The sequence below is a fragment of the Saccharomonospora xinjiangensis XJ-54 genome (assembly GCF_000258175.1).
In the GTDB taxonomy this organism is placed as follows: domain Bacteria; phylum Actinomycetota; class Actinomycetes; order Mycobacteriales; family Pseudonocardiaceae; genus Saccharomonospora; species Saccharomonospora xinjiangensis.
In genome coordinates, this window is record NZ_JH636049.1 from 197,242 (window position 1) to 211,300 (window position 14,059).

The following is a 14,059-nucleotide window of genomic DNA, read 5'->3' on the forward strand; positions in this document are numbered from 1 at the left end:
CCACCGCACCCGACGACCAATCCACCTGCGACGTGGGCTCACCCACATGCAGGGTCCGCGGCAACACCCCATGCCACATCGCCATGACCATCTTGATCACACCAGCCACACCCGCAGCAGCCTGCGTATGAGCGATGTTGGACTTCACCGAACCCAGCCACAACGGCATCCCCTCGGCACGGTCCTGCCCGTAGGTCGCCAACAGAGCCTGCGCCTCAATCGGATCACCAAGCCGAGTCCCCGTACCATGCGCCTCCACGACATCCACATCCCCAGTGGACAAACGCGCGTTCGCCAAAGCCTGACGGATCACCCGCTGCTGCGACGGACCATTCGGCGCCGTCAACCCATTCGACGCACCATCCTGATTCACCGCCGAACCCTTGACCACCGCCAGAACCCGACGACCATTCCGCACCGCATCCGACAACCGCTCCAACACCAGCAGCCCGACACCCTCACCCCAGCCCGTGCCATCCGCCGCATCCGAGAACGACTTACACCGACCATCCGCAGCCAGACCACGCTGCCGCGAGAACTCCACGAACGTCCCCGGCGAGGCCATCACCGTCACCCCGCCCGCCAGGGCCATCGAGCACTCGCCGTCGCGCAGCGATCTCGCCGCCTGGTGCAGGGCGACCAGGGAGGAGGAGCACGCGGTGTCCACCGTCACCGCAGGACCCTCAAGGCCGAAGACATAGGAGATCCGGCCGGAGACGACGCTGCCCGCGGTGCCGGTGCCGAGGTATCCCTCGACGTCGTCGGGGACCACACCGAGCCGGGAGGCGTAGTCGTGGTACATGACCCCGGCGAACACCCCAGTACGGCTGCCCTTCAACGACAACGGGTCGATACCCGCCCGCTCGAAGGCCTCCCACGACGCCTCCAGCAGCAGTCGCTGCTGCGGATCCATCGCCACCGCCTCACGCGGCGAGATCCCGAACAAACCAGCATCGAACTCCGCCACGTCATGCAGAAACCCACCCTCGTCGGCATACGACGTGCCCACGCGGTCCGGATCACCGTCGAAGAGACCGTCCAGGTCCCAGCCCCGATCGGTCGGGAAGCCGGACACTCCGTCACGGCCCTCGGCGACCAGACGCCACAAATCTTCCGGCGAGGCCACGCCGCCGGGGTAGCGGCAGGCCATGCCCACCACGGCCACCGGCTCGTCGAACGCGGTAGTGGCGACGGCCGGTCGAGGCGCCGCGGCATCGGCACCTGCGAGCGCAACTCGCAGGTGCCGCACCAGATCCAGCGGAGTGGGGAAGTCGAAGACCAGGGTCGCGGGCAGTCGACGTCCCACCCCTGCGGCAAGGGCGTTGCGCAGTTCCACGGCGGTGAGCGAGTCGAAGCCGAGGTCACGGAAGGGCCGGGTCGGCTCGACGGCCGAGGCGGAGGAGTGTCCGAGGACGGCGGCGGTGGTGGAGCACACGAGGTCCAACAGGATGTTGTGCTGCTCGGCCTCGGAACGCCCGGCCAGCAGTTCATGTACCTCCGCGACGTCGCCCCTGGTGCCTGAGGCCGCCCTGCGCCGCGGTGTACGCACGAGGTCGCGCAGCAATGGCGGCAGCATGCCCGAGGCCGCGGCTTCTCGCAGTCGTGACAGGTCAAGCCGGACCGGCGCGGGCACCGGGTGGTCGGAGTCCCAGGTCTGGTCGAACAGCGCGAGACCCTGCTCGACGGACAACGCGACGATGCCAGAGCGACTGATCCGCTGGACCTGCGTCCGTTCGAGGGCCCCGCCCATTCCCGTGTCGGCATCCCACAGCCCCCACGCGAGGGAGGTGCCCGGCAACCCGAGCGCTCGCCGGTGCTCGGCGAGTCCGTCCAGGAATGCGTTGGCAGCGGCGTAGTTCGCCTGCCCTGCGCCGCCGAGCAGGCCCGAAGCCGAGGAGAACAGGACGAACGACGAGACCGAGGGCAGGTCCTTCGTCTGCTCGTGCAGGTTCCACGCGCCCGCCACCTTGGGGCGCAGGACGGCGTCGAGTCGGGACGGTGTCAAGGTCGAGAGCATCCCGTCGTCCACCACGCCCGCCGCGTGGACGACGCTGGTCAGCGGGTGCTCGGCAGGGACTCCCGCCAGCAGTCCAGCGAGCGCGTCGGGGTCCGCCACGTCACAGGCGACGGCCCGGACGTCCGCGTTCATCGCGGTCAGTTCGGCGACGAACTCAGTCATTCCCGGTGCCTCGGCCCCCCGCCTGCCGGCCAGCAGCAGGTGACGGACGCCGTGGTCCACCACGAGGTGACGGGCCAGTGCCCGTCCTAGCGCGCCCGAGGCACCGGTGATCAGCACGGTGCCGGTGAGCTGCGCGCCGTCGGATTTCCCGGCGGCGGTGCCGGACGCCGTCACCGCCGCCGACCGGGGGGTCCTGACCAATCGGGGGGCCACAGCGCTACCCGCCCGCAGTGCGGCCTGCGGCTCGTCGAGCGCCAGTGCGGTGGTGAGCATCCGCATCGAGTCGGGGTGGTCGTCGGTGTCCAGCAACACGATGCGGCCGGGATGTTCGGACTGGGCGGCGCGGACGAGGCCATGCACCGCGGCGCCCGCCAGGTCGAACGGGACGGGCGCGCCGTCGACCGCCACGGCGCCGCTGGTCACGAACACCAGTCGCGCCTCGGCGAGGCGATCGTCTGCCGACCACCTCTGGAGCAGCCACAACGTGCGGCGAGTGGCCGCTCCGGTGGCAGCGACGACGTCGTCTGTCCCCAATGGACTCCGTCCGCATCGCACGACGATCACGACGTCGTGGTCGCTGGCGGACCCAGGAGGTGCGACCAGCGCGACCAAGTCGTCGGTGCCCTGCTCCGGCTGCACGGCCGGGTCGGGGACGTCGGCGAGGTCGAGGTGCGCGACGAACTGCGCTTCCGGCGCCGCCGGGGGCAGCGGAACGGAGATCCAGTCGACGTGAAAGAGCGAATCGGCGGATGCGGGCCTGTTCTCAGCGAGCTGATCGGCCGACACGGCGCGCAGAACGAGGGAGTCGACCGAGATGACCGGCTTGCCCGTCTCGTCGACGGCAAGCAGGGCCGCCTCGTCGAGGCCGGTCGGTGTGAGCATCACGCGGAGATTCGTGGCGCCCGCCGCGTGGACGGTCACCCCGGTGAAGGAGAAGGGCAGGCCGCCGGAGTCCCGAGCGGAATCGAGCAGGCCGAGGCCGTGCAGTGCGGCATCGAACAGCGCGGGATGCAGGCCGAACCGACCTGCCTCGGCGTGCTGCTCGGCGGGCAGCGATACCTCGGTGAACAGCTGCTCGCCTCGACGCCAGGCCCGGCGTAGGCCCTGGAAGGACGGTCCGTAGTCGAAGCCGCCCCCCGCGAAGTGCTCGTAGAGGTCGTCGACGTCGAGCGGGTCGGCGTCCGAGGGCGGCCAGATCGGCAGGTCCACCTGTGCGACGGATCGGGTGGTGAGCAGTCCGGCGGCGTGGCGGGTCCAGTGCTCCTCGTCGTCTCGACGGGAGTGGACACTGAAGCCGCGGTCGCCGGTCTCGTCCGGGGCATCGACCACGCATTGGAACTGGACGGATCCGGTGTCGGGCAGGACCAGCGGCGCTTCCAGCGTGAGTTCGGCGAGTACGGGGCAGTCGAGTTGTTCGCCGCACCAGGTGGCGAGTTCGACGAAGGCGGTCCCCGGCAGCAGGACGGCACCCAGGACGGTGTGATCGGCCAGCCAGGGGAACGCGGCCAGCGAAAGCCTGCCCGTGAGCAGATCGCCCTCGGTGTTCGCGAGCACCAGGCATGCCTGGAACATGGGGTGATCGAGTGGCGCGAGGCCGATTGTCGAGAGATCACCGAGCGACTCCCCCGACTCGAGCCAGTACCGCTCGCGTTGGAAGGCATAGGTCGGGAGTTCGACGGGTCGGGCGGTCGTCGGCAGGATCGACGAGAAGTCGACCGGGGTTCCCGTGACCTGAAGAGACGCGACCGCCGTCAGAACGCTCGCGCACTCCGCGTCGGGACGCAGCGACGGCAGGCACCGCATCGGCGCCGGGGGCTCGGCCCCGCCGGACGGCGACGTCGCCTTGTCGGCGGCTTCCTCGCTCGGGCTGCCGGGCATCGGGTCGGCATCGAGGACGGTCTCGGCCAAACTGGTGAGGGTGGTGCCAGGTCCGACCTCGATCACCGTGGTGACGTCCAGCTCGCGCAGCGTGCGGACCGCGTCGGCGTAACGCACGGGCTCGCGCACCTGCCGCACCCAGTATCCGGGGTCGGCCGCCGTCACGGGGTCGAGCACCGTACCGGTCACCGTCGAGACCAGCGGGACCGCCGGAACGTCAGCCACCACGGTCTCCAGCTCGCGACCGTAGTCCTCGAGCATCGGGTCCAGCAGTGACGAGTGAAAGGCGTGGCTGACCTGAAGGCGCCGCACCCGACGACCCCGATCCCCCCACCAGCCGACGACCTCGGAAACCTCGGCGGCCTCACCGGAAATCACCGTCGCGAGTGGACCATTCACCGCCGCGATGTCCACCGAACCAACGGAATGCCGCAACGCGAGTTCGGCCAGAGAATGCACGATCTCTTCTTCGGTGGCCGCAACGGAGGCCATCGCGCCGCCCTCGGGCAACTGCTGCATCAGCCTCGCCCGTGCCGCCACCACGCGGCAGGCCTGCGGCAACGACCACAACCCCGCCACGTAGGCGGCAGTGAGCTCGCCCAACGAGTGGCCCGCAACGACGGCCGGGGTGATCCCGAAGGACTCCAACAGACGGACAAGGGCCACCTCCACCGCAAACAAAGCAGGCTGGGCGAGCCCGGTGTCGTCGATCGTCCGGGCACCGGGAGGCTGCGCGGGCTCGGTGGCGAACACGGCCTCCCGCAGGGAGAACCCCAACAACGGGTCCAGTTCCGCACACACCTCATCAAAGGCGGCGGCGAACACCGGAAACGCCCCATACAACTCCCGACCCATCCCCGCGTACTGCGAACCCTGCCCCGAAAACACCAACCCAACCCGGCCCGCCTGCCGCACCACACCCGACACCACACCCGGCGCGCCACGACCCTCGGCCACCACAGCAAGACCGGCGAGAAGTTCAGCTCGATCAGAGCCGAGCACCACCGCACGATGCTCCAACGCCGCCCGCGCCCTGACGAGCGAACAAGCAACATCGGCCAGCGCAAGGCCCGGACGGGCGGTCACGTGCGCGGCCAACCGCTGAGCCTGATCACGCAAGGCCGCAGCGGAACGACCGGACAGCACCCACGGGAGCGGTCCGGCCGTGTCGGGGCCGGACGACGAGTCAATCGTCTCGCCGTCGCCCGCCTCCTTCGGCTCGTCGAGGACCAGCGGCTGCTCATCGTCAGTGACCGGGGCGCCGTGGTGGGCGCCGTCGTGGGCCGGGGGCTGTTCGAGGATGACGTGGGCGTTGGTGCCGCTGATCCCGAAGGAGGACACCGCGGCCCTGCGGGGACGGTCCACCTCGGGCCACGGCCGAGACTCGGTCAGCAACTCCACCGCACCCGACGACCAATCCACCTGCGACGTGGGCTCACCCACATGCAACGTCCGCGGCAACACCCCATGCCACATCGCCATGACCATCTTGATCACACCAGCCACACCCGCAGCAGCCTGCGTATGAGCGATGTTCGACTTCACCGAACCCAGCCACAACGGCATACCCTCGGCACGGTCCTGCCCGTAGGTCGCCAACAGAGCCTGCGCCTCAATCGGATCACCAAGCCGAGTCCCCGTACCATGCGCCTCCACCACATCCACATCCCCAGTGGACAAACGCGCATTCGCCAAAGCCTGACGGATCACCCGCTGCTGCGACGGACCATTCGGCGCCGTCAACCCATTCGACGCACCATCCTGATTCACCGCCGAACCCTTGACCACCGCCAGAACCCGACGACCATTCCGCACCGCATCCGACAACCGCTCCAACACCAGCAGCCCGACACCCTCACCCCAGCCCGTGCCATCCGCCGCATCCGAGAACGACTTACACCGACCATCCGCAGCCAGACCACGCTGCCGCGAGAACTCCACGAACGTCCCCGGCGAGGCCATCACCGTCACCCCGCCCGCCAGTGCGAGGGAGCACTCGTCCTCGCGCAGTGACTGCGCGGCCAGGTGCAGGGCGACCAGCGACGATGAGCAGGCCGTGTCGAGGGTGACGGCGGGACCCTCCAGTCCCAACGAGTACGCGATGCGCCCGGAGACGACGCTGCCCGCCGCACCCGCGCTGAGATAGCCTTCCGCCTCGGCCGGGACGACCGCCAGCCGGGAGGCGTAGTCGTGGTACATGACCCCGGCGAACACCCCAGTACGGCTGCCCTTCAACGACAACGGGTCGATACCCGCCCGCTCGAAGGCCTCCCACGACGCCTCCAGCAGCAGTCGCTGCTGCGGATCCATCGCCACCGCCTCACGCGGCGAGATCCCGAACAAACCAGCATCGAACTCCGCCACGTCATGCAGAAACCCACCCTCGTCGGCATACGACGTGCCAGAGTGATCTGGGTCCGGATCGACGAGATTCTCCAGATCCCAGCCCCGATCGTCCGGAAACGGCGAGATCGCGTCACGGCCCTCGGCGACCAGACGCCACAGATCTTCCGGCGAGGCCACGCCGCCGGGGTAGCGGCAAGCCATGCCCACCACGGCCACCGGCTCGGTCTCCTCAGACTCCAGGACGCGCAGTCGGCGATGGGCCTGTCGGAGCTCGGCGGTGATCTTCTTGAGGTACTCGACGAGCCTGGCCTCGTCCGCCATCTGATCTCTCCTCTGCGCAGAGCCGCGATCTCGGAGAGAACCCGGTCTCGCCAAGCCACGTCGTTCCTGAGGTGGTACCTGTCATGGGCGCACTTCATCGAGCGGGCGGGGTGCGAACCCGCCGATCGATCACGCCGTCGATGTGTCGTCCGCTCGACTCGTCGGCCGATGGGCCAGGACGAGGTCCGCCGCCACACGGACGCCGCCCGCCTCGACGAGGCGACGGCGCCAGTGGTCCGCCCGTTCGGTAAAAGACTTCTCGGTCAACAGCCGGTGGACCTTGGTGACGATCTCCTCGGCGGTCAGCGAGTAGACGTCGTCGACCATCAGAGCCGCACCACCGTCCATGAGCCGGACGGCCAGGTCTCTGGTCTCCCAGGAATGCGGCAGCACCAGCAGCGGCTTGCCGAAGTACAGCCCGTGATGTGCGCCGTTGCCTCCGTGGGTAATGAACAGCCGCACGTGTGGATGGGCCACGACCTCGGTCTGCGGCACCCATGTCTCGATGCGCAGGTTCGGGGGCAGCTCGCGAGGCAGCAGGCGCTGTTGCGCGGCGGCCAGACTCCAGACGACGTGATGCCGCTGCGCGAGTCGAGAGATCGCCGCCACGAGCGCGGCGCTCTGCTGCTCGGAGAGGCGCATCATCGACCCGAGACCGATGTAGATGGTCGAGGGGCGGGCGTCGAGCCATTCGAAAAGCTCACGATGCCGCTCCGGCCGTTCCCGGGTCTCCGGCACCAGGGTCCCGACCATCCGGACGTCGGCCGGAGCCGTCGAGAAGGGGTACTCGATGCCGAAGACGGAGTTACCCAGCACGACCTCCGCCTCGTCACAATAGCGAGAGAGCAGCGACCCCGGGTTCTTCAGGCCCTGGGCATGCCTGCGCCGGTAGAACCTCATGTTGTCCAGCGCCTTCCGCGAGGCAAGCAACGCACCCAGCCGGAGGATCTTGAAGGCGACGTTGGTCACCCGCTGCCTGCCGGTCATGCTGCGGGGCAGCCCCGAGAGGGGGCCGGGGAAGCTCATCGGCAGCCGTTCGGAGAAGGCGTAGCTGATCGGCGTAGCGACGTTGACCACGTACGGGACGCCCCGGGTTTGCGCGGCGTCGATCGCCCACGGACTGTTCAGGTCGACGACGATCAGCCCCGGGCGGACGTGGTCGATCGCCGCCAGCGCACGCCGGTATCGTTCCTCGGCGTACTCGGAGTCCATGACCTGCTCCATGAACGCCGCGAAACCACGCAGCCGGGACGTGCGGTTGACCTGGTGATAGACCGCGTCGCTCCAGTTGGCCGGGTCGAACTCGGGCCGATAGGGGCCGAGCGAGTAGAAGTTGATCGGCGTCACACCGGATAGTTCGCGAATTCCCTCCGCGCGTTCATCGCTGGACGCGAACCACACGGGGCGCACGCCACGCCGCAGCAGTTCACCCGCCAGCGCGTACAGCGGGCTGATCAGGCCTGCGTTGCCCGCGCTGAGGAAGAGTATCGCCGCATCGTCCGACACGTTCACATCCGATCGCCTCATTCGTGTTCCTCGAATCGGGCACCGAGAATGCGGTCCGGCACTCGCCGCCACGACCCGAGGTCGGCCTATTTCCGCCGGTCTCCGATATCGGACCTTAAAACCGCCGGAGCGACTCCGACAACCCCAGAATTCCCGCACCTGCCCCTACAATTCACCAGGAGAACGGGCGTCGCGAAGCCGGCGGCCGAGGGCGCGAAAACGCCTTGACATTCCATGGAGATACCCCACCTGCCGCCAGATAGGGGATTCTAGGGGTTGAGTATAGGGGCGTTAGGATTACTAATGTCTCGACCAGCGGGATCAAATAAAGAAGTTCCCTCGCCTGCTGAGCCCTTGAAAATCGGAGTGGACTCCGCGTGGACCGACGCATCATGCATTCCACACCTACAGCTGAACGATAAGAATACTGACGTTTCGATATCGACCTGTCGAGGTGTGCATGACAGCGCAGCAACAACTCATCTTCCAAGATTCGAGCGTACTGCAAGATTTCATGCTGTCCGCACTGCTCGACGATAGCCCGCTCACGCCGACGGCTGATTTCGCGGCGTGGTTCGCCTCACGCGCCGACGCTCACCCCTTCCAGGTATCTCGCGTGCCGTTCGCCGAACTGACCGGCTGGAGATTCGATCCGACCACCGGTAATCTCGGCCACGAGTCCGGCCGTTTCTTCACCATCGGCGGGCTCGACGTCCGTACGGATCGAACCTGGATCTCACACTGGCGGCAGCCGATCATCGTGCAGCCCGAGATCGGCGTGCTCGGTATCCTCGCGAAGAAATTCGACGGCATCCTGCATTTTCTGATGCAGGCGAAGATGGAGCCGGGCAATGTGAACACGGTGCAGCTCTCGCCGACCGTTCAGGCCACCCGCAGCAACTACATGGGCGTACACAAGGGCGCCGAGATCCGCTACCTGGAGCACTTCGCCCCTGGCAGGCACAGTCGCGTGCTGGTCGACGCACTGCAGTCCGAACAGGGCGCATGGTTCCTGCACAAAAGGAACCGCAACATGGTGGTCGAGACCGACGAAGACGTCATGGTCGAGAAGGACTTCTGCTGGCTGACGCTGGGGCAGATCCGTGGTCTGCTGCGAATCGAGCACCTGGTGAACATGGACGCCAGGACTGTGCTCTCCTGCATCCCGGTGGCTGTTTCGGCAGGCAGCCACTCGGCCCAGGGGAAATCAGCAGCCTCCGGCGAGTTCCCACTGTCGGTCCTGCGATCCGCCCAGGGTGAAGGCGGGGCACGGCACTCGATCAGTGAGGTGCTGAGCTGGCTGACGGAGCTCCGAGCCCGCCGAGAGTTGATCGCCGAGCGCATCCCGTTGACGGAGGTGCGGCACGGCGGTTGGCAACGGTCGGCGACAGCGATCAGCCACGAGTCCGGCCGGTACTTCGAGGTCGTCGCGGTCGACGTCCAGGCAGGCAGCCGGGAGATCGCTTCGTGGCGACAGCCGCTGGTCGCCCCGCGGGAGACCGGCCTGCTGGCCCTGATCGCCAGGACCGTCGATGGGACCCTGCACATACTGGTCCAGGCCAGGGCCGATGCGGGTTCGCTCAACGGTGCGGAGATCGCGCCCACTGTGCATTGTCAACCCGCCAACTATCGGGACGTCCCGCCGGAGCACCGCCCGCACTTCCTGGACTACGTCGAGGAGGCCGAGCCCCATACGATCCGCTACGACGTGATGCAGTCGGAGGAGGGCGGCCGGTTCCTGCACGCGGTCAATCGCTATCTGGTGATTGAGGCGGGCGAGGACTTCCCGTTGGACGTGCCGGAGGAATACTGCTGGGTCACGGTGTATCAGCTGACGAGTCTGCTGGCCCACAGCAACTACCTCAACGTCGAGTTGCGCAGCCTGCTGGCGTGCACCCAGAGCATCTGGTGAGTCCGCCGTCGGCCGCAGCGGGTCGCCGTCCCAGCTCCTGGCCAGGGTCGCCAATCCGCCCGATGGAGCCCAGTACACCTCTATTTCAGACAGGATGATCATGAAGATTTCTCCAACGCAGATTCCCGGCGCTTTTCAGATCACCCCGGAGAAGCTTTATGACAACCGAGGGTACTTCTACGAGGCCGTGCGCACGGAGATCCTGAGCGAGGCCGTCGGAGCGCCGTTCTCGGTGGCACAGGTGAATTTCTCGGTCTCGGCGAAGAACACGCTTCGCGGCATTCACGGAACCACCCTTCCGCCCGGTCAGGCAAAACTCGTCAGTTGTGTGCGTGGCGCGGTGTTGGACATCGCCGTCGATCTGCGGGTCGGATCGCCGACGTTCGGCCATCATGCCGTCACTTATCAGGATGCGGATTCTGGAGTGGCCGTCTATCTGGCGGAAGGACTCGGCCACGGATTTCTGGCACTGACCGACGACACCTGCATGAACTATCTGTGTTCCGAGGTGTACGTACCCGGAACCATGATCGATGTGGATGCACTGGACCCCGCACTGGCGCTGCCCTGGAATCTCACCGAACCGCCGATCAGATCGGCCAAGGACGCCGCCGCCCCCACCCTCGCGGAGGCCGAGGCACGCGGTCTGCTGCCCCGTTACGAGGACTGTATCGCACTGTATTCACCGGTTTCCGAGCCACGATGACGACCCCGATGTCGTCATACGACCTGTGCTCAGCCGACCGGAGGGCCACCGAGCACACCGGAAATCGACTGCGAACACAGCCGGTGGAGCTCGGCAACCAACCGGTGTTCACCACAGCATGAACTCGTTCCCGGGAGCCCGGATCTGGCCGGGAGTGTGGGGGCCACGCCGCATCGGCGGGCCGGCCTGCGACCCGGAGAGCACCGATCAACCACCCAACGCATAGTTGGCTCCAAATCCTGTGCCGCAGTGCCGGGATACATGAGGCTGTTCGTGAGATGCCGAGGCAGCCTTCACGAAGGACAGTCGAACCGCGTGCCGTCACGGTTGTGGTGAGGTCCCTCTGCGCCACCGGCGTTCCCTCCGTGCTCGCCAGCGGACCGGCGATCTCAGCGGCCTTCCTGGCGCGCCTTCGCCCTTTTCATGGTGCCGGTCAACGCAGTGAGCATCGACAGCCGCTCGGTATAAGACCTTCACGAGCCACCAGCCAACACCGCGATGCCCGAACCGGGTGTCGAGCACGGGCATCTCCCCCTCCCCCGAACATCAGAGCCCCCGACCCGGGTTATCGACCGCCGCCGAAGCCAGCACACGGACACCACGCCGGCCGTTGCGGATTCAGCCCTGCCTCGGCCGACAGGCCCGGCTGCACAACGCGCACCTCGCTGATGTCCAGATAGCTCCCCGACAACCGTTCGCTGGGGCGAGAGAACCTGCACCTGACAACAGATACGGGGTCAAGGTCGTTGCACAACAGGCCACTGAGGTGACCGCCGCCCGAACATCCCAGGCGGGCACGGCGACCTCACACACGGTGCCTGTTCACTGACTGAAAGTCTGCGTTTCCTCTATGGGACGCCGGGAACCTCTCGAGTGCCAGCGCCCGTTGATCTAGGTGAACGGAAGCCGAGGCACTCGGAGGAGTTATGCGAGGGAGGACGACCAAGCCACGTCGACGCCCCCACAGACACGCTGAAGATCTGGTGCCCACTGTGATCACTGGCTGTCTGATCACTGGGATCGCATCGCTCAGAGGGACGCCGTCGATGGCTGGGTGTGCTGATGTGACGACGGGAGCCGGTTGGCGCCGCGGCACTCGCCGCTTGGGTGGCACCGTCCGCGCCCCATCGGCGCGCATGCTGCTCGACACCTGCTCCTGCGCTGTCGAAGGACCTTCGTTTGTGAACCAGGCAGAGGCGCTCAGCTATCCACTGCACGCAGCCTCCGAGCCACCGCTCACTTCCTAGGTTTGCACCGGTGCAAAGGTGCGCACTTCCGAACGAAAAGCACGGAAGCCGTCACCGCATCACCATGCCCACCGATCGTGAAAACCGAAACGACGGGCTTGCCAAGCGAGGTCCTATGCTGAAGATACATTTCACCGAGAGCGATATCTCTAATATCACCATTATCGACTCCGCTGCGATCGAATGGGAGATCCTTGGCAGCCTTTACCGAATAAGACGTCCTGAGGGAGAGCATTTCTACGGCCCGTGGAGGAACTCAACGCGCACAGTGCTATCAGATGCAGGTCGAATGCTCATGTCGGCAGTACCCACCTATGGTTACTGCCCGGACTTCTTGACACCCGAGAATTCGGCGGCGACACCCGATGAATTGATCGACCAGCTACTCGACACCGACACGGACCAGGTTGCCAGCGACGTTCACGAATTGTCCACGAACGTCACACTTGCCCCCTGGCTGCGCCAACTCGGCGACGGCGATCAGCGCTCGATGCGCAAGCTTGGAGATGCCTTTTCTGCGTACTTCAACCGCCATATCGAGCCCGAGTGGCGCACCGTCAATCGCGTCATCAGCTCAGAGATTTCCCGACTCCATCGGATCCGCGACGAAGGAAACATTCATTTTCTCCTCTCTTCCCTGCATCCCGAATTACAGTGGCGGAATCCTGTTCTCAATGTGCGATTCCCCGTGGACCAAGAGGTCGAATTGAACGGGCGGGGGCTGACGCTGATCCCCTCGTACTTCATCTATGGAATGCCCACCGCGTACAGGGACGCGGCTCGGCGACCGGTACTGGTGTATTCAGTGCGACACAGGTCGGAACTGGTGAATCACACCGAGCCGGGTGCAGCCTTATCGGCCCTGCTGGGCGCCAGCAGGGCGCGTGTACTGCTGACGTTGATGACGGGAAGGTACAACACCAGCGAACTCGCAGGGAAGGCCGGCATCTCCCTCTCTTCGGCGAGCGAGCACATCACCGTGCTCAGGGAAACCGGCCTCGCGTCGAGTAGCCGAATCGGCCGCTCTCGCTACCACGAGATCACTCCTCTCGGAACGAATCTCATCAGAGCGAGCTGAGGACCCCTAACACAGTGGTCTGTTCGGCTCGCGGCACAGAAGGGCGCCTCGCCGCGTTGGAGGAGCGCCCACGTACTTTCAGCAGCGGCGGACGGGAGGTGGCAGCCTCGGTGAACTCCAGATGCCGAGGAGGCCGCGCTTTGGCGAGCACAGGGTGAGTTTCCGACACGTGCTGTCACAGTGACCGCCTGGTGGCGTGCCCGATCCCCCGCGCCCCGGCCATCAGCCGGTCGTCAGGAAGGTCACCGGTAGCACCATGGCATGTCCAGGCCGCTGCGCCCCGGATGAACACGAACACTGCGGATGTGGGCCACGGTCTGGAATCGTCTAGGTGCACTATGTAACATCACCAGCTGCCTGCCCGCCACAACGCCTGCTCTGTGGCTTCCGGTACCACCGTGCTGCTCACGCCGATGGTCGCCACCTCGCCGGGATGCCGGCCATGATGCCCCGGGTGCTGACCGGGAGAGATCCACGTTTCGCGTTGCGGCGAAACGTGGCGCCTGTGCTTGATCGACTGTTGCAGGAGATCCAAGATCAAATCAATCCCCAGCAACGAAGGTCGGTATCACTGGGGCCAGCAAGGCGTCTGGGATCTGGGGTGCGCGGGCGGGAGCGGCACGATGCGGAATGCCAAATCGGCAACAGTCAACTCCGTGAGTTTCCACGGCATGCGCCCCTGGCGCTACCGGCCCTCGTGCCCCGCATGAGCGAATCCCGGAAGTGTCCTCTCGCACCGTCGGTCGTGGGTGGTCCGTGATCGACGCATTCCGCGGGCACCGACAGACCACCTCGCGATGAGGTCCTCACCTGGCGGAACTTCTTCGTTGCCGCAGGTCTGTCCAGTACAGGGAACCTGATGTCGATCGGGCGCCACATCTCCACG

5 protein-coding genes (1 of these 5 cut by a window edge) are annotated in these 14,059 nt (G+C 66.4%); 3 read left to right on the forward strand and 2 right to left on the reverse strand.

The annotated features are described in order from the left end of the window. A protein-coding gene (locus SACXIDRAFT_RS23425) for a type I polyketide synthase (protein WP_006236455.1) crosses the window boundary here: on the reverse strand, nt 1-6,724 show its 5' portion. It extends 9,518 nt beyond the left edge of the window; 6,724 of the gene's 16,242 nt are visible here — the first part of the coding sequence; the start codon lies at nt 6,722-6,724; the stop codon falls past the left edge of the window. A gap of 129 nt (nt 6,725-6,853) precedes the next feature. Continuing rightward, a complete protein-coding gene (locus SACXIDRAFT_RS00380; protein ID WP_006236456.1) occupies nt 6,854-8,251 on the reverse strand; it encodes a glycosyltransferase in 1,398 nt (465 codons plus the stop codon). A 439-nt stretch (nt 8,252-8,690) separates the two neighbouring features. Here SACXIDRAFT_RS00380 and SACXIDRAFT_RS00385 point away from each other — a divergent pair, with 439 nt between their 5' ends. The 3 genes from SACXIDRAFT_RS00385 to SACXIDRAFT_RS00395 all read left to right on the forward strand — a co-directional run bounded on the left by SACXIDRAFT_RS00385 (nt 8,691) and on the right by SACXIDRAFT_RS00395 (nt 13,173). After that, nucleotides 8,691-10,142: an NDP-hexose 2,3-dehydratase family protein gene (locus tag SACXIDRAFT_RS00385; protein WP_006236457.1), complete on the forward strand. Its 1,452-nt coding sequence runs from the start codon at nt 8,691-8,693 to the stop codon at nt 10,140-10,142. A gap of 94 nt (nt 10,143-10,236) precedes the next feature. Continuing rightward, nucleotides 10,237-10,848 carry a dTDP-4-dehydrorhamnose 3,5-epimerase family protein gene (locus tag SACXIDRAFT_RS00390; protein ID WP_198284288.1) on the forward strand — a complete coding sequence of 204 codons (612 nt, stop codon included), beginning with the start codon at nt 10,237-10,239 and terminating at the stop codon, nt 10,846-10,848. 1,362 nt (nt 10,849-12,210) lie between these two features. Next, the gene (locus tag SACXIDRAFT_RS00395) at nt 12,211-13,173 is read left to right on the forward strand and encodes an ArsR/SmtB family transcription factor (protein WP_006236461.1); all 963 of its coding nucleotides are present in this window, start codon (nt 12,211-12,213) and stop codon (nt 13,171-13,173) included. Nucleotides 13,174-14,059 lie beyond the last annotated feature (886 nt).

Excerpts from the sequence above, each read along its gene's own strand:
- SACXIDRAFT_RS00380 (WP_006236456.1), bottom strand. The coding sequence starts at position 8,251 with ATGAGGCGATCGGATGTGAACGTGTCGGACGATGCGGCGATACTCTTC.
- SACXIDRAFT_RS00385 (WP_006236457.1), top strand. The coding sequence starts at position 8,691 with ATGACAGCGCAGCAACAACTCATCTTCCAAGATTCGAGCGTACTGCAA.
- SACXIDRAFT_RS00390 (WP_198284288.1), top strand. The coding sequence starts at position 10,237 with ATGATCATGAAGATTTCTCCAACGCAGATTCCCGGCGCTTTTCAGATC.
- SACXIDRAFT_RS00395 (WP_006236461.1), top strand. The coding sequence starts at position 12,211 with ATGCTGAAGATACATTTCACCGAGAGCGATATCTCTAATATCACCATT.